This is a genomic window from Arthrobacter sp. TE12232 (assembly GCF_054062615.1).
The window spans coordinates 2192078-2208303 of the sequence record NZ_JBSSFK010000001.1 but is presented as its reverse complement, the minus strand read 5'-3'; the positions used below and the strand labels follow the sequence as shown (position 1 = coordinate 2208303).

At 67.7% G+C, this 16226-nt stretch carries 17 protein-coding genes; 9 read left to right on the top strand and 8 right to left on the bottom strand.

Annotation, left to right across the window (positions count from 1 at the left end):
* Positions 1–19 precede the first annotated feature (19 nt).
* From ACVWZ7_RS09745 to ACVWZ7_RS09725, 5 genes are all read right to left on the bottom strand, one after another.
* Positions 20–412, bottom strand: a complete 393-nt coding sequence (locus ACVWZ7_RS09745; RefSeq protein WP_456507704.1) for a hypothetical protein — start codon at positions 410–412, stop codon at positions 20–22.
* Positions 413–590: 178 nt separating this feature from the next.
* Entirely contained in the window at positions 591–854 is a 264-nt protein-coding gene (locus ACVWZ7_RS09740; RefSeq protein WP_091250134.1) for a GlsB/YeaQ/YmgE family stress response membrane protein, read from the bottom strand.
* Positions 855–1081: 227 nt separating this feature from the next.
* The gene (locus ACVWZ7_RS09735; protein WP_344361392.1) at positions 1082–2053 is read right to left on the bottom strand and encodes an aldo/keto reductase; all 972 of its coding nucleotides are present in this window, start codon (positions 2051–2053) and stop codon (positions 1082–1084) included.
* Between the two features lie 98 nt (positions 2054–2151).
* On the bottom strand, positions 2152–2361 hold the full coding sequence (locus tag ACVWZ7_RS09730) for a dodecin (RefSeq protein WP_011690139.1): 210 nt from the start codon (positions 2359–2361) through the stop codon (positions 2152–2154).
* Between the two features lie 52 nt (positions 2362–2413).
* Entirely contained in the window at positions 2414–3373 is a 960-nt protein-coding gene (locus ACVWZ7_RS09725) for an SGNH/GDSL hydrolase family protein (RefSeq protein WP_344361381.1), read from the bottom strand.
* A gap of 162 nt (positions 3374–3535) precedes the next feature.
* Between ACVWZ7_RS09725 and ACVWZ7_RS09720 the strand changes: the two genes are divergently transcribed.
* Positions 3536–3793, top strand: a complete 258-nt coding sequence (locus ACVWZ7_RS09720; protein WP_456507703.1) for a metal-sensitive transcriptional regulator — start codon at positions 3536–3538, stop codon at positions 3791–3793.
* A 52-nt stretch (positions 3794–3845) separates the two neighbouring features.
* Here ACVWZ7_RS09720 and ACVWZ7_RS09715 read toward each other — a convergent pair whose 3' ends face one another.
* On the bottom strand, positions 3846–4556 hold the full coding sequence (locus ACVWZ7_RS09715) for a FadR/GntR family transcriptional regulator (RefSeq protein ID WP_091250148.1): 711 nt from the start codon (positions 4554–4556) through the stop codon (positions 3846–3848).
* A 218-nt stretch (positions 4557–4774) separates the two neighbouring features.
* Here ACVWZ7_RS09715 and ACVWZ7_RS09710 point away from each other — a divergent pair, with 218 nt between their 5' ends.
* From ACVWZ7_RS09710 to ACVWZ7_RS09675, 8 genes are all read left to right on the top strand, one after another.
* A complete protein-coding gene (locus tag ACVWZ7_RS09710; RefSeq protein WP_456507702.1) occupies positions 4775–6262 on the top strand; it encodes a four-carbon acid sugar kinase family protein in 1488 nt (495 codons plus the stop codon).
* 52 nt (positions 6263–6314) lie between these two features.
* Positions 6315–7214, top strand: coding sequence for an NAD(P)-dependent oxidoreductase (locus ACVWZ7_RS09705; protein ID WP_456507701.1), 900 nt, complete (start codon positions 6315–6317; stop codon positions 7212–7214).
* A gap of 113 nt (positions 7215–7327) precedes the next feature.
* The gene (locus ACVWZ7_RS09700) at positions 7328–8794 is read left to right on the top strand and encodes a GntP family transporter (protein WP_116765484.1); all 1467 of its coding nucleotides are present in this window, start codon (positions 7328–7330) and stop codon (positions 8792–8794) included.
* Positions 8794–9678 (top strand): class II fructose-bisphosphate aldolase, encoded by an 885-nt coding sequence (locus ACVWZ7_RS09695; RefSeq protein WP_344361369.1) that lies wholly within the window; start codon positions 8794–8796, stop codon positions 9676–9678. Before ACVWZ7_RS09700 ends, ACVWZ7_RS09695 begins: the two co-directional genes overlap by 1 nt.
* A gap of 171 nt (positions 9679–9849) precedes the next feature.
* Positions 9850–11190, top strand: a complete 1341-nt coding sequence (locus ACVWZ7_RS09690) for an acyltransferase family protein (protein WP_456507700.1) — start codon at positions 9850–9852, stop codon at positions 11188–11190.
* Positions 11187–11531 carry a GNAT family N-acetyltransferase gene (locus ACVWZ7_RS09685; RefSeq protein WP_091250164.1) on the top strand — a complete coding sequence of 115 codons (345 nt, stop codon included), beginning with the start codon at positions 11187–11189 and terminating at the stop codon, positions 11529–11531. The genes ACVWZ7_RS09690 and ACVWZ7_RS09685 overlap by 4 nt, the downstream gene beginning before the upstream one ends.
* Positions 11532–11675: 144 nt before the next feature.
* Positions 11676–12437: a hypothetical protein gene (locus ACVWZ7_RS09680; RefSeq protein WP_116765487.1), complete on the top strand. Its 762-nt coding sequence runs from the start codon at positions 11676–11678 to the stop codon at positions 12435–12437.
* Between the two features lie 25 nt (positions 12438–12462).
* Positions 12463–13245 carry an SDR family NAD(P)-dependent oxidoreductase gene (locus tag ACVWZ7_RS09675; RefSeq protein WP_456507699.1) on the top strand — a complete coding sequence of 261 codons (783 nt, stop codon included), beginning with the start codon at positions 12463–12465 and terminating at the stop codon, positions 13243–13245.
* On the opposite strand, the gene ACVWZ7_RS09670 is transcribed toward ACVWZ7_RS09675, so the two are convergent.
* On the bottom strand, positions 13170–14342 hold the full coding sequence (locus ACVWZ7_RS09670; protein WP_456507698.1) for an FUSC family protein: 1173 nt from the start codon (positions 14340–14342) through the stop codon (positions 13170–13172). The two genes, ACVWZ7_RS09675 and ACVWZ7_RS09670, sit on opposite strands and share 76 nt — an antisense overlap.
* Before the next feature lie 189 nt (positions 14343–14531).
* Positions 14532–16136, bottom strand: coding sequence for an MFS transporter (locus ACVWZ7_RS09665; RefSeq protein ID WP_344361356.1), 1605 nt, complete (start codon positions 16134–16136; stop codon positions 14532–14534).
* Between the last annotated feature and the right edge of the window lie 90 nt (positions 16137–16226).

Below are 16226 nucleotides of genomic sequence, written 5' to 3'. Positions count from 1 at the left end.
CGGGAGGCGCTGCAGCTGCCTAGGGCAGTTTGTCCGTCTCAACGCTGGTGGCGGGACCGGCAGGGGTGGCGCCGCCTTCATCAGACCAGTCCTGTCCGTCCTGGTCAGTGAGCGCCGGGTCGGATTGGACATCGGCGGCCACCGGCACTGACATTTCCGGGCCCGCGTCGCGGTGGACGGCTGAGCCAATGACCGTCCGTGCACGGCGGGCGGCCTCGGTGAGCTGTCCGGCGACCTCGGGGGCTTTATCCTTGACCGTCTCGGCTGCCGCCGTGAGCTTGTCCTGGACCGGTTTGCTGTGCCAGAGGTCGGTAGTCCGGGACTTGAGCTTTTCGTAGGCTTCGCGGCCGGACCGCGAGCCCAGAACATAGCCTGCTGCCAGTCCGGCGCCGAAAAGAAGTTTGCCCTTCATGCTGTACTCCTGTTCTTTAGGGACGTATGAGAACGGTCGTGCGTGAAGAAGTGGAGGTTCCCGGGAAATGGCCGTGCCGCCGAAATATGCGGTCGTGACGCCATTGCGTCCTGCCAAAATTGTGCGAAAAAACCGGCCCCGGGGATCACCCGGGACCGGTTTCCGTTCAGTTTCCGTGTTAGCGGACTGAACGCTTGCTGATCATGCCGTAAACGAGCAGGACGATGATCGCACCGCCGATGGCCAGCAGCCAGGTCGACAGCGAGAAGAACTCGTTGATGCCAACACCGAACAGTGCACTGCCGATGAATCCGCCCAGGAGAGCGCCGACGACGCCCAGGATCAGGGTGATCACGATGCCACCGCCCTGACGTCCCGGGAGGATTGCCTTAGCGATTGCGCCGGCGATGAGGCCCAGAATCAGAAATGCGAAAAAACCCATTTTATCGTTCCTTCTTCTTTCATTGAGGAGGCACCCGGATCGCCGGGTGCGCTTCATCCTTCTGCCCTAATACTAATCATGCTTAGTATAAAAGAGCCACCCGACTACCGGCAGGTTTCGCCGGTACACGGCTAAAACGGCTGAAAACGGCCGGAAGGTTCACTCGGGATTCATCGCGGATTCGGAAATCGTTCCATTGCCCACAGGGTGCCGGGCGCTGTCACGGCCTACCAGGCGTAGTCTTCGGGTGCCGTGCGGTGTCCCGGGAAGATCTCGTCGAGGCGCTTGAGCGCGTCGGCGTCGAGCTTCAATTTCTGCGCCCGGATGGAACCTTCGAGGTGCTCGAGCGTGCGCGGGCCGATAATCGGAGCGGTGACTGCCGGCTGGTGGAGCAGCCACGCGAGCGCCACATCGCCAGGCTCCTGGCCCAGTTCGTCGGCGAAGTCCTCGTAGCGTCGGATCTGTTTCTGGTGTGCCTTGAGTGCCTCGTGGGCGCGGCCGGCGATGCGGCGGACGCCTTCGCGCTCCTTCTTCAGCACCCCGCCCAGCAGGCCGCCGTGCAGCGGCGACCACGGCAGGAGCCCCAGGCCGTACTGCTGCGCGGCCGGAATCACTTCCCGTTCCACGTCCCGGGTCAGCAGGTTGTAGATCGACTGCTCACTGACCAGCCCGTTGTAGTTCCGGCGTGCCGCTGCTTCCTGCGCGCGGGCGATGTGCCAGCCGGCGAAGTTGCTGCTGCCGCTGTACAGGATTTTGCCTTGCTGCACGGCGACCTCGACGGCCTGCCAGATCTCCTCCCACGGCGTGTTCCGGTCCACGTGGTGGAACTGGTAGAGATCGATGTAATCCGTCTGCAGCCGTTTCAGGCTGGCGTCGAGCGCCCGGCGGATGTGGAGCGCCGAGAGCTTGGACTCGTTGGGTCTGTCCGTCATGGTGCCGAACAGCTTGGTGGCGAGCACCGTGCGCTCACGGCGCTCGCCCCCCTGGGCAAACCAGCGGCCGAGGATTTCCTCGGTCCAGCCGCGGTGGCTCGACCCGCCGTACACATTGGCGGTATCGACGAAATTGATGCCGGCTGCCTGCGCGGTGTCCAGGATGGCGAAAGCCTCCGCCTCCCCGGTCTGCGGGCCAAAGTTCATGGTGCCCAGGCACAGGCGCGAGACTGTCAGGCCGGAGCGGCCCAGATGCGTATAGCGCATGAAGCGTTCCTCTCCGTCCTGACCTCCTCCGCCCTGACGCGTTGCGGGTTGGCTCCGAAGGCGGCCCGGTGCGCGCCGTTGCCGCTCCGAAGCGGGGGTCAGCGTTCCAGGCGGAACCCGAGCTTGATGGTGACCTGCCAGTCGGCGACCTGACCGTTCTCAAGGTGGCCGCGGATTTCCTTGACTTCGAACCAGTCAAGGTTCCGCAGAGTCTTGGCGGCCTCGGCAATGCCGTTCCGGACGGCCGCATCGACACCCTCGTTCGAGGTTCCGACAATTTCAGAAATGCTGTAGGTGTGATTAGACAACTTCGCTCCTCGTGATCGCCATCGATGCCCGGCTGTGGGCCGTTCCTGCAGACTAGCCCACGGAACCCGGCCGGACTAGGGGTGCGGGGCCCGGGGGCCGGGACCCGGGGGGCGGCCCCGGCAGCGGGCGCTTGGCCTGGCGGGGCAGGGTGTCGGCCCGCGGCCTGATCCGGCTCACCATCCAGGGCAACATGTAGTGCGCCATCCAGGCGAGGTCCCCGGCTCTGGTTTCCCGCCAGTTGCCGGGCGGCATGGGCTTGGGTTCCAGCGGCCGCAGCCGGTGCGGCACGCTGAGCGTGTCCAGGACCATGGCGGCAATGGTGTGGTGCCCCAGCGGCGAAAAGTGAAGGCGGTCAGGGTCCCACATCCGGGGATCGCTCAGTTGCCGCAGCGCCCACAGATCGGCGATGACCCCGTCATGCCGGGCGGCGATGACGCGGATATTCTCGTTGAACACCGCGACCTTGCCGCGGATGTGCCCAAACACGGGTGTCTCGCCCCAGTCCGGGCCGGTAAACAGGACCACCGTCGCCCCGGTGGCGGAGAGCGCGGCCACGGCATCGTCAAGGGCGGCGGCCATCCGGTCCGGATCGCCGCGATGGAACACGAGATCATTCCCGCCGGCCGAGAGGGTGACGAGGTCCGGCTTCAGGTTCAAGGCCGGCCCGAGTTGCTGGTCAAGGATGTCGCGAAGGACCAGGCCGCTGATGGCCAGGTTGGCGTAGCCGAACTCGCGACCCTCGCCGAGTTCTTCGGCAATGCGGTCGGCCCACCCGCGCATGCCGCCGGGGCTCAGCGGTTCCGGGTCGCCGACGCCTGCCGTGAATGAATCCCCCAGGGCGACGTACCGGCTCCACGGCTGTGAATGCCAGGCGCCGTACTGCCCCCGTGCGGAGCCCTGTTTCCCCGGCGGCCATGGCCCCGGGGAGGGGGTGTTGGAGCCGGTATGGCCGGCGTCCGGCTCGGGGAACCTGGCGGCGTTCACATCACCAGCAATACGCCGATAATGCATGCCGCACAAGGTACTTATGCCCCTAGCGACCCGTCGTGGAGACGCTCCCATGGCCGCTCCGGAGCCTGTCCCGGAGCCCGCGTCGCCGTCGCGGCGACGAGGTCCTCCAAATACTCAGGGGGGTATGATATAAAAGCTGACGCATCGAACCCGGAGGAACAAATGGAACTCGATCCCACAGACATGAAGCCTGTCATCAACCGGCTTCGCCGCGCCCAGGGCCAGCTTGCCGCGGTCACCCGGATGATCGAGGAGGGCCGTGACTGCAAGAGCGTCGTGACCCAGCTGGCTGCCTTATCGAGCGCCCTGGACAAAGCCGGATTCTCCATCATCGCCACGGGCCTGCAGCAGTGCATGCAACAGGAGGACCCAAGCCTGGACCGGGCCGAACTGGAGAAGCTCTTCCTCTCGCTCGCCTGAGTGCTTCCACCGGGCGCGTCCGCTGTGGCCCGCCCGGACCGGTGCGTCGGTGTCAGGCGGTACCGTCGCCCAGGACATAGGTCTTCAAGTCATCCAGGGTCTGCTGCATGTGCGCGTCCATGGCATCGCGGGCGCGGTGCGGATCCCGTGAGGCCAGGGCATCCGCGATGTTCTGGTGGTGTCCGATTGCATGCTCCTGGATGTCCGGCACCTTGGACGTTTCCGTCCGCCGCTTCTCCAGGACGCGGTGCAGCGGCTCGAACAACACAGCGACGAAGACGTTGTCCGACGCCTGCAGGATGAGGTCGTGGAAGGCCAGATCCGCCTCCACGAAGGCCGCCAGGTCGTTGCGCTCGTGCGCCAGCCGCATCTTTTCCACGTGCGCGCGGAGGGTCTGGATGTCCGAATCCGCCATCCGTCCGGCGGCCAGCTCGCAGGCGCCCGTCTCCAGCATCCGGCGCAGCTCGATGAGCTGAATAGCGGCGGAGGCGTCGTTGGTGCCTTCCGAGGCCGCCCGCAGCACCGCGTCGAGGGAGCCCCAGCGGTTTACCGGGTTCACGAACGTGCCCCGGCCGCGTTCCACGCTGAGAATCCGCTGGGCTTCGAGGGTCTTCATGGCCTCGCGGACCGTCATTCGGCTGACCTCGTGCCGGGAGCTGAGCTCCAGTTCGCCGGGGACGCTCGCGCCGGGCGGAAATTCGCCGGCAATGATCCGGTCCAGCAGTTCATCGGCCACTACGCCGACCAGCGATTTCCTAGCCAATTCTCCCCGTCCAGCGACTCCGCTTTGCCTGAAGCTCTGCCTGATGTTTTGTCTCACGGCATGTTCCCTGATGGCCAAGTCTACTTGCGCGTCGTTGTGCCATATGCCACACTAACACTCGGAAATAAGATGTCTGACATCTTACATTTAGCCTCAACTCCGGTTCCCTCCCGGGCCGTAGCTTTTCACCGATAGATCCCCACACAATGGAGTGCATAGTGCCCCTCGAAGCAGACGTGCTGGCCGCTTTCCCCGCGGAAGTACAGATCCCCGCCCGGCTAGTGGCAGACAGCGTGGCCGCCTCGTCCGAGGCGTCCCCCCGCGTCCTGGTAGTGCTCGACGACGACCCCACCGGCACCCAGTCCGTGGCGAACCTGCCGGTTCTCACGCGCTGGGACGTGGCGGACTTCGCCTGGGCCTTCGGCTACGAAGTCAACGGCCAGCGCCAGCGCGCGGTCTACGTGCTGACCAACACCCGCAGCCTTGACCCGGCAGAGGCGGCGTCCCGCAACGAGGAGATCGTCCGGAACGCCCTCGCGGCCGCCGCATCGGCTGATCCGGCACTGCGGCTTAGCTTCGTCAGTCGCAGCGATTCCACCCTCCGCGGCCACTACCCGCTCGAACCCGACGTCATCGCCGCCACCGTCACCGCCGTCAACGGCGAGACGACGGACGGCGTCGTGATTGTTCCCGCGTTCCCCGATGCCGGCCGCGTGACCATCGGCGGCGTGCACTTCATGCGCGGCACGGGCGAGGACGCCGAACAGCTCACCCCCGTGGCCGAAACCGAATTCGCCCGGGACGCCAGCTTCGGTTTCGCCAATTCGGAGATGGCCAAGTACGTCGAGGAAAAGTCGAAGGGCCGGTTCCCCGCGGATTCGGTGATCGTGCTGGATCTGGACATCATCCGTGCCTCAAATGATCCGCTGATCTCCGCCAAGGCCATTGCCGACGCCATCGAACCGGCCACCGACTCCACGCCGATCGTGGCGGACATCGTCACCGAAAACGATCTCCGCGCCCTGGCCCTGGGCCTGGAAGAAGCAGAGCGCCGCGGCAAGAAACTGCTCTACCGCGTAGGGCCGCCCTTTGTCCGGGCACGGATCGGCCAGGAAATCCGCACCGAACTCAGCGGAGACGAAGCATATGCCGGCAACACGCCGTCGGAGGCCGGCGGCCTGATCGTCGTCGGCTCCCATGTCGGCGTCACCACCCGCCAGCTCAACGCACTCACCGAGCAGCACAGCGCGGCGCGGATCGTGGAGATCGACGTCGAACAGCTGCTCGGCGACAACGCGGGGGCGTACCTCGACGAAACCGTCGGCACGGTGGTCGCTGCCCTCCGCGCCGGCGACGTGATCGTCCACACCAGCCGGCTGCTGATCAAGACCTCCGACGCCGCCGAAAGCCTGCGGATCGCCCGCACCGTCTCAGCCGCCGTCGTCGCCGTGGTGAACCGCACACTCAAGACCTTCCCGCCCCGCTTCGTGATCGCCAAGGGCGGCATCACGTCCTCGGACGTCGCCGCGCACGGCCTGGAAATCCGCCACGCAATCGTCCGCGGACCCATGCTGCCGGGCATCGTGAGCCTCTGGGAGCCGATGGACGGCCCGGCCAAGGGCATCCCGTACATCGTCTTCGCCGGCAACGTCGGCGACGACCAGTCCTTGGCCCAGGTCACCCGCAAGCTCAGCAGCACCTTCTGAACCCCGCTTTCCTTCCGCCTCTTTCCCCGCTTCAATTTCAATGGAGAAGATCATGACCACCGATTACAAAGTCACCGTTCTGGGCCTGGGCGCCATGGGACTGCCCATGGCCGCGCGCCTCGCCACCCGGCTGACCGTCCACGGCTTCGACATCGCCAAGCCCCGCCTCGCGCTCGCCCAGGAAGCAGGGGTCCGCACCTTCGGTTCCGCCCGCGAAGCCGCCGAGGGCGCCGACGCCCTGCTGCTGGCGGTGCGCAACGGCGAACAGCTGGACGACGTCCTCTTCGGCGAGCACGGCGTGGCCGCCGTCCTGAAGCCGGGCGCCGTCGTGATCCTTGGCAGCACCGTGGGCACCGAAGCCATCCCGGCCACCGTTGCCCGCCTCGCCGAGCACGGCGTGGCCCTGGTTGACGCACCGCTCTCCGGCGGCCCGAAGCGCGCCGGGGAAGGCGACCTCCTGATCGTCGTCGGCGCCGAGCCGGCCGCCCTCGAAACCGCCCGCCCCGTCCTGGAGCTCCTCGCCTCCACCCTGACCGTGGTGGGTGAGAAGCCCGGCGACGGCCAGGCTCTCAAGACCGTCAACCAGCTGCTCTGCGGCGTCCACATCGCCGCCGCTGCCGAGGCAATGGCGCTGGCAGACGCCCTGGGCCTGGATCAGGCCAAGACACTCGCCGCCCTCGAGGCCGGCGCGGCGGGCTCCTTCATGCTCTCCAACCGCGGCCCGCGCATCCTGGAGGCCTACACCGAGGACGGCGCCGAGGTTCTCAGCCGCCTGGACATCTTCGTCAAGGACATGGGGATTGTCGGCAAGGCCACCCGCGCCGCCGGCCTCGCCGCCCCCGTGGCCGCCGCCGCCGAGCAGCTCTACCTCCTCGGCCAGGCCCAGGGCCTCGCCGCCGCTGACGACTCCGCCGTCATCAAGGTCGTCGCACCCAGTAAGCGCACCGCCTAGACAGCCCTTCATCAGCCGGCGAGGGCGGATCCCCTCCGCCGTCACCGGCCCCCTCCCCGCCACTTTTCCCGACGACGTATCGACGACCTTCCTGTCAAAGGAGACACTCCCTCATGACCCCCCTGCTCAATTTCCTGATGGTGCGCGCCGCCGACGCGCCCGTCATCAAGCCGGCCGTGCAGCTGGGAACTCCGCTGCTGCTGACCATCGCGGCTGCCGGCGTCGCCCTGCTGCTGATCATGATCATCCGCTTCAAGATCCAGGCCTTCGTGGCCCTGCTGACCGTCAGCATCCTGGTGGCCGTCGCCGCGCAGATCCCGCTCAAAGACGTCTTCACCGTGGTGGCCAACGGCGTGGGAAGCACCATGGGCAAGGTCGCGCTCCTCATCGCCCTCGGCGCCATCCTGGGGCGCATGATCGAAATCTCCGGCGGCGTGCAGTCCCTCGCCGACCACTTCACCGCCAAGCTCGGCGCCAGGCGCGTGGCCGTGGCCCTCACCGCCGTGGGCTTCCTCGTCGCGATTCCGGTGTTCTTCGAAGTCGGCATCATCGTGCTGGTGCCGATCGTCTACGCGTTCGCCAAGATCGCCAACGTCCACCCGGTCAAGTTCGGCCTGCCCATGGCCGGCATCATGCTGGCCATCCACGTGGCCGTGCCGCCGCACCCGGGCATTGTGGCCGGTGCCGGCGTGCTCGGCGCCGACATCGGACTGATCGCCCTGATCTCGCTGACGATCTGTGTCCCGCTGGGCTTCCTGTCCTACTGGGTTGCGTCCATCATGAACCGCAAGAACTACGATCTGCTGCCCACCGTCAAAGCCCAGGTGGACGAGTTCGGCTCCGATTCCCTGGTCCGCGTCGGCCACGAGGGCCCGGGCAGCAAAGCCATGGCCGCGCCCCGCCCCGGACTGATCATCTTCCTCATCGCCACCCCCATCGTGCTGATCCTCCTCGGCACCGTCGGAACCCTCGTGATCGACAAGAACAACTTCTGGTACGGCGTCTCTGCCTTCGTCGGCAACCCCGTCTTCGCCCTCCTCGTCGCTGTGGCGCTCTGCTTCTTCCTCCTGGCCGTCCGCCGCCGGTGGTCGCTGACAGCAACCGGAGAAATCTTCGAAGGCGCCCTGCCCCCGATCGCCTCCATCCTCATGGTGGTCGCCGCCGGCGGCGTCTTCGGCAGCGTCCTGCAGGTCAGCGGCATCGGGGCGGCGCTCTCCGAGTCCCTCGACACCCTCGGGGTTCCGCTGCTGCTGCTCGGCTTCATCATCTCGCTTGCCCTCCGCGCCGCCCAGGGCTCGGCCACGGTCGCGATCGTCACCACGGCCGGCCTGCTCTCCTCGGCCGTCGCCGGCGGCGGCTACACCCCGGCCCAGATTGCCGTGATCGTGATCGCCATCGGCTTCGGCGCCCTCGGTCTGTCCCACGTGACCGACGCCGGCTTCTGGGTGGTTGTGCGGTACTACGGCCTGACCGTCGCCGACGGCCTCAGGACCTGGACCGTGCTCACCACCGTGCTGGGACTGGCAGGGTTCGCCCTGACGTTCGTGGCCTGGATGCTGGTGGGAGGCCTGAGCGCCTGATGCGTACCCGACTCGACGCCCTGGTCAGTGCCGCCCTGCAGCAGGGCTCGGCCGTGCCGGCGTTCACCTGCTACGACTTCACCACCGCGCTCGCCGTTGTGGCGGCGGCCGAAGAGGCCGGCCGGGGCGCCATCCTGCTTGTCGCGCCGAAGACCGCGGCCACGCCCAACGGGCTGCGGCTGATCGCCGCCCTCCGCGGGCTCGCCGACGCGGCCGGAGTACCGGTTGCGGTGCAGCTGGACCACGCCACCGATCCCCAGGTGATCGCCGAAGCCGTCACCGCGGGCGCCGACTCGGTGCTGGTCGACGGATCCTCGCTGCCTTACGAGGAGAACATCGCCCTGGTCCGCGGCGTCCGAGCGGACCTCGCCGCGCAGGGCAATGCCGACGTCGTGATTGAAGCAGAACTCGGCGGACTGGCCGGGGACGAGGACCGGGCCTTCGGTACCGGCGCCGCAGACGGCGCAGGCAGCGCCTCAGGGGAGGACCCCTCCGGCCTCACCGACTCCGCCCAGGTGGAGGACTTCGTGGCCCGCACGGGGGCGCAGCTGCTCGCCGTGGCCGTGGGCAACGTCCACGGAAAGTACAAGGGGGAACCCCGGCTGCGCTGGGACGTGCTGCAGGACATCGCCGTGCGGACCCGGATCCCGCTGGTCCTGCATGGCGCCTCGGGCATCCCGGCGGCGGAACTGGTCAAGGCCGCGGCCATGAACGTGGGCAAGGTCAACTTCAACACCGAACTGCGCACCGGCGTCCTGGCCGTCCTCGAGGAACAGACCGCCGCCCACCGGGCCGACGGCGAGAACCTCCAGGCATTGCTGGGCCTGTGGGATGCCTCCGCCCGGGGTTTCGCGGCCACCGCCCTCGCGACGCTCTCGCGCTGAGCCCGCCGGCAGCGCGCCACGGCGTGCGCGACGCCACTGCCCGTCGTCGTCCCGGCCCCCGGGTCCGCACCGCCTGATCGCCGGTGCGGAACCGGGCCGTAGGACCCCTCGCCGATAGGCCTCCCAAGGCCGACAATGGAGGCAACACAGCAGGCCTTCCCAGGGGGCGCCATGGTTCCACAGCAGCGGGCAACCCGCGGCCCGGCCCCGATGCCGGTCCGCGACCCGGTGATTGACCTTGCCAGGTTCTTCTGCCTGACACTTGTGGTGGTCGGACACACCATGATGGTGAGTCCCGTCCTGCACGCTGACGGCACTGTGACCAGCGAAAACACCCTGGGCAATGAGCACTGGTTCGAACCCGTCGTGTGGGTCCTTCAGATCATGCCGCTGTTCTTTGTGGCCGGCGGAATCACCGGGCTGCAGTCCTGGCGGCGGCTGCGGGCCAGGGGCGGCAGCGCCTTCGATTTCATGCAGATGCGGCTGCTGCGGCTGATCCGTCCTGCTGCCGTACTGCTGGCCGTTATGTTCACCGGCCTGTCGCTGGCCCTGCTTTCGGGGGTTGACCCTCAGGTGATCCAGTTACTCACCAGCGGGGCGGGAATGCCGTTGTGGTTCCTCGCCGCGTACCTCGCCGCGCAACTCAACCTTCCCTGGCTGGCGGGCCTGCATGCGCGCGCGCCCTGGCTAACCCTCGCCGGGCTGATCTCCCTGGTGGTGACGGTCGACTGCCTGCGGGGGGTGCTGCCGCAACTTGCCTACCTCAATATGGTGTTCGTGTGGTGCGCTGTCCAGCAGTTCGGATTCATCGTGGCCGACACTCGAGGGCCGAAGCCGGGCGGGCTGGCATTGTTTGGCCTCATGGTCGCCTGCAACCTGCTGCTGGGACTTCTCGTGCTGCTGGGGCTGTACTCCGGGAACATGCTGGTGAACCTCAACCCGCCCAATCTGACGCTGGTGCTCCTGGGGATCTCGCAAGCCGCCGCACTCCAGCTCTTCCGGCCGGTGCTGTCCCGAATCGCGTCCCTGGCCTGGGTGGGCCGGCTGGTGGGCGTGGCCGGCAGCCGATCCATGACGGTCTACCTGTGGCACCTGCCCCTGCTGGGGGCGATGTCCGGGGTGTTGCTGCTGACAGATTTTCCCCAGCCGGCCGGCGGCTCCGCGGCATGGTGGTGGGGGCGTCCGCTGGTGCTGATGACCGTCATCGCGCTGTTGCTGCCGGTTGTGGCGCTGTTCGGCCGGCTGGAGAATCGGCCGACGTCGTCCGGCCCGTCACCGAGCCGCCCGGCGGCGGCTGTGCTGCTGGCCGCCGTCGCCGTTTTTGTTCCGGCGGTCCAAGCGGCGCTCAACGGGCTCACGCTGGGGCTCCTGGGCGGCGGCGCCGGGTGCTTCGCGCTCGCGGTCGTGCTGCTGGGACGGATTCCGGCCCGGCTCATGTCGCCGGCCGAACGGTCCGGCGGACCAGAACCGCCATTGCCACACCCGCCATTAAGTGCCAATGTCGAACCATGACGGAGAACTCGGCAGCCACGGAAGACCCCTTCAGCCCGGACGTTGCCACCACCCGCAACGACGAGCTGCACCGCTACGAGCTCCACGTCGGCGGCAAGCTCGCCGTCCAGGTGCGGTTCATCGACCGGCCGGGTCACATCGACTTCATCCACACGGACACGTCACCGCAGTTCCAGGGCCAGGGGCTCGCGAAAGTGCTGGCGCATTTCGCCCTCGACGACGTGGTGGCCTCCGGCAAGCGGATCATCCCCAATTGCCCGTTCATGTACCGTTATCTGCGCAGGCATGAGACGTACCACCAGTACGTGGACTGGCCGGAACGGGCACCCGAGGGAGCCTAGCCCCTCGGGCAGGGCGCGGCCCAGCGGGCAGGGGCCCGGAACTGCCATGGGCGCCGGGCCCGGCTTGTGAGCCGGACAACAACCTCGTAAGGTTTGAGCAGAGTTATGCAGTTGGCTCTTGGACAGGTCCCTTTGGAGAACCCCATGAACCATAAACTGCGTGTGCTTGTCCGTGTCGACGTCGATCCCGCACATGTCACCCTCGAAGTCACCGGCTGCGTTACCCAGTCTGATTCCGCTGCGCTCCTGCATATCGTGCGCCGCGCGTGCCGTCTCGGAGCGGGAGCCGAGGTGGTGATCAACCTCCACGGCGCCTCCCACCTGGATCCGGAAGTGCTGCTTGACCTTCGGCGGCTCGCGGACAGCGGACCCTTGCCGGCCCCTGACGCCAGGGACTCGGCCGTGCCCGTGCTGGTCCGACTCACCCTCGACGAGCCGGCCGTTTTGCCCATCTGCCTCCTGCACGTGGGACCCGACGCCGAAGTCCTCGCCGGACTCGAGACCGATTTCCGAGCGGGCCCTGTCACCGTCTCGGCCGGCACCAGCGAACCGGCCGGACTGCTCGACGTCGGGTTCGGTTCCGGACCCGATTCCGGGCCGGGGGATGCCAACAGCCCGCTGGCCGCGGAAACCGGCGGAGTCAATGACTTCGGCACCATCAACGGGCTGGCGCTCTCGGAGTACTTCGAAGGCACGCTCGATCCAGCCGCCACGGTCCGTGCCTTGTCCGACACCGCGCTGTGCCGCCTCGCGGACGCCCTCTACCGTCACCTCGACACCAGCAGCCCGTCATTTGGCGCGCATACCTGGTACGAGCTCGCGGCCGAAGAGCTCCAGAACCGCCACCTGACGGAGGGGGAAGGCCCCGAGGAGGAAGAACTGGCGTCGGACACGGCCTTGGCCTGAGCCTGCACGAGGCTAGGCTGTCGCTATGAACCCACACACAGCGTCCACACCGGGCAGCACCGCTCTCATCACGGGCGCAACAGCTGGCCTCGGCGCCGAGTTCGCCCGCCAGCTTGCAGAGCAGGGCCACCGCGTCGTGCTCGTGGCCCGCGACGCCGGTCGCCTCGCGGCCACTGCCGCGGAGCTGGAGAACCGGTACGGGTCCCCGGCGGAGACGATCGCCGCGGACCTGACGGACGACGCCGGGGTCGCCGCCGTCGTCGCGCGCCTCGCTGATCCCGCCCGGCCCGTGGAAATCCTGGTCAACAACGCGGGAATCGGGTTGCTGCGGTCGTTCGAGGACAACGACATTGCCGAGGAGAAGCGGCACCTGAAACTTCATGTTGAAACCGCCATGGAGCTGACCCATGCCGCCCTGCAGGGCATGCTCGCCCGGCAGTCCGGCAGGATCATCAACGTCGCCAGCGTGGCGGCCTTCCTGCCCCGCGGCACATACTCGGCGGCGAAGGCGTGGCTGCTGAGTTTCTCGCGCTGGGCCAATATGGCCTACGCGGCGCGCGGGGTGCAGGTCACTGCCGTGTGCCCCGGCTTCACCCACACGGAGTTCCACGACCGGATGGGGATGGACAAGACCGTGGCGCCGCGCTGGATGTGGCTCGAGGCCCGCCAGGTGGTCAGCGAGGCCCTGGCCGATAACGCCAGGGGCAAGGCCGTCTCGATTCCCAGCAGGCGCTACAAGGTCCTGACATCGGTTTCGCGGGTGCTCCCGTCGCGGCTCGTCGCCGGACCGCCGCGCCGCGCGAAGTAAGAGCGGCGGGTTCCTCCGGGGCCGGCCGCGCGACCGTGCCGGATCAGTCTGGGCCGGATCAGTCTGGGCCGGATCAGTACGACGACGAGGATCCCGACGGCAGCGCCCACCAGCGTCTCGACGGCCCGTTCGGACACCAGGACCTGCGGGTCGGCCGGCGCCGCAAGCTGTCCGATGAGCAGGATCACCGGGGTGAAGGAGATCATGGCGAGGCCGTAGTGCCGGGTCATGAACAGCTCCGTGCTGAACTGCAGGACGATCACGAGGCAGGCCATGACGGCAGCCGCCTGGCCGGGGAAGGCCTGCAGCGGTGATCCCGGCCAGGGGAACAAGACGGCTGCCACCACCACGAGGCCCAGGAGTGTGCCGACGATCCTGTGGATGCCGCGGTACACGCTGCTGGGCAGATCCGCCCCGGCAAGCGGCACCGCGGCGGCGGCCATGGCCCAGTGCGGGTGGCCGCTGCCGCTGAGGACACCGATGGCCCCGGCTGCGCCGACGGCGCTGACGTAGCGGGCGGCGTGAAGCCACGCGGCCCGGCGGCGTTCCCCGCGCAGTACCGTGACATCCCGCCGCCGGCCGCGCTGCCAGGTCCGGCCCCGGAACCAGCCGACAAAGCCGACGGCGATCGAGAACGCGGCCGACCCGGCGGCGATGAGGACGGCGGCATGCCAGGGGACGGTGGCGGGAACGGACGCGCACGCCCCCAGCGCCAGGATCCCGAAGAAGGGCCCGGCCGGTTTCAGGGTGGTCCTGTCCGCGAACAGCGACCCGGCGCCGGCGAACACGGCCTCCGTGATCACCAGCGCCCACGAGTGGATGTGATGGACCGAGAGAAGGACTCCCGTTCCTACGCCGGTGAGCAGCAGGACAGCCGCCTGGCCTTGGTGCCGCAGCCGGAGCTGATGGGGCTCGGTGCGGCCGTACATGCCGGTCAGTGCGCCGAAGACGGCGTAGGCGATCAGCTCCGGGCGCCCGCTTGCCAGCAGCGCGAGGGACGGCACGGCGACGCTGATCGCCACCCGCCACGCCGACACGTGGTCTTTGTTGGCCGGGGCCAGGCTGTGCAGCGAACGCACGTGGCGCTGCAGGGACATGAGACTGCCTCTCGGCTTTCTCCGGGGTTTCCCCGGGTTCTCCGGGATTCCCCGGGGGTTGATCGGAGGGCGGACACGCCTAAGGCCTGTTCCGTATGGATCCCCAACGGGTAAGCATACGGAACAGGCCTCAAAGGGCGGGGCTGTTACGGAGTCCGGACTAATGCTGCCGGCCCGGGACGGGCCGGACTAGGCCCGAGCCGGGACTTTCCCGGCGTCGACGCGCCCTGCTGCCGAGTCTGCGGCCGGGGCCGGGACCATCGGCATGTCCATGTGCTCGAGGTCGATCAGCGGGTTTTCGTCCTGTGTCGCGACCAGTTCGCGGGCCTCGGCCTGGGTGTCCACGCTCGGCATGGAGCCCGGGAGCGGCATCTGGGCGGACTCCTTGAGGAAGTAGATCGCCACTGCGCCGATCGCCGAGGTGGCCATCAGGTAGTAGGCCGGCATCATGTCGTTGCCGGTTGCATTGATGAGGGCGGCCACGATGAACGGCGTGGTGCCGCCGAAGATGGCCACGGAGAAGTTGTACGCGATGCCCATGGCGCCGTAGCGGCTGGCCGTCGGGAACTGGGCCGGCAGGGCAGAGGCCAGGTTGGCCACGTAGAAGGTCACCGGGAAGGCAATCAGGGAGAGGCCGGCCAGGGTGGACCAGATTTCGCCGATGCCGATGAGCAGGAACGCCGGGGTAGCCAGGACAACCGTGCTGATGGCACCGATCCACAGCACGGGGCGGCGGCCGATCCGGTCAGAGAGCTTGCCGGTCAGCGGGATGCACAGGCTCATGATGACCAGTACGGGGATGGTCAGCAGCGTGCCGTGCAGCTCGTCGTAGCCCTTGGACTCCGTGAGGTACGTCGGCATGTAGGAGGTCAGGGCATAGCCGGCGGTGTTTGCCGCCGCGACCAGGATCATCGCCACGATCAGGGAGCGCCAGTAGGCCTTCACGATGCCCACCGGGCCCTTGGATGCTGCCGTGTCCGAGGCGGTGGCGTCCTTGGCGAGGTTTTCCTGGGCATCCAGGGTGGCCTGGAACTGCGGCGATTCCTCGATCTTGCTCCGGAAGTACACGGCGATCAGGCCGAGCGGACCGGCAAGGAGGAACGGAATGCGCCAGCCCCACTGCTCCATGGTGTCCTGGCCGAGGGTCAGTTGCAGCACCGAAACGAGTGCCGCGCCAAGGGCGAAGCCGAGGTAGCTGCCCATGTCCAGGAAGCTGGCGAAGAATCCGCGCCGCTTGTCCGGGGCGTACTCGCTGACGAAGGTGGTGGCACCGGCGTATTCGCCGCCGGTGGAAAAGCCCTGGATGACCTTGAACAGGACCAGCAGGACCGCGGCCCAGATGCCGATCTGGGCATAGCCGGGCAGGAGCCCGACGGCGAAGGTGCTGGCGGCCATGATCATCAGGGTCGCGGCGAGCACCTTCTGGCGGCCTACCTTGTCGCCGAGCCAGCCGAACACGACGCCGCCGAGGGGGCGGGCGATGAAGGTGGCGGCAAAGGTTCCCAGCAGGAACAGGGTCTGGACGGACTTGTCCGCGTCCGGCAGGAACACCGGTCCCATGGTGGTGATCAGGTAGCCGAACACGCCGACGTCGTACCATTCCATGGTGTTACCCACGATGGTGCCGCCGAGCGCTTTCTTGAGCATCGGCTGGTCGACAACGTTGACGTCGGACTCACGGAGTCGACGGCGACGCAGCTTTGGTTTCTTCGCACCGTTGGGTGCCACTTGGTTGGTTCCGCTGGCGTTCAAAACGCCTGCTGAAGAGTCGGTCATGCTTCGGTCTGTGGGCATTTGGGCCACTCCTATGGAGGTCATTTGCTTGCGACTTGTAGCTGCCCCGCTCTGGGCAGGCTTTCAATTTTACGGGATTTCTCTGGAGTT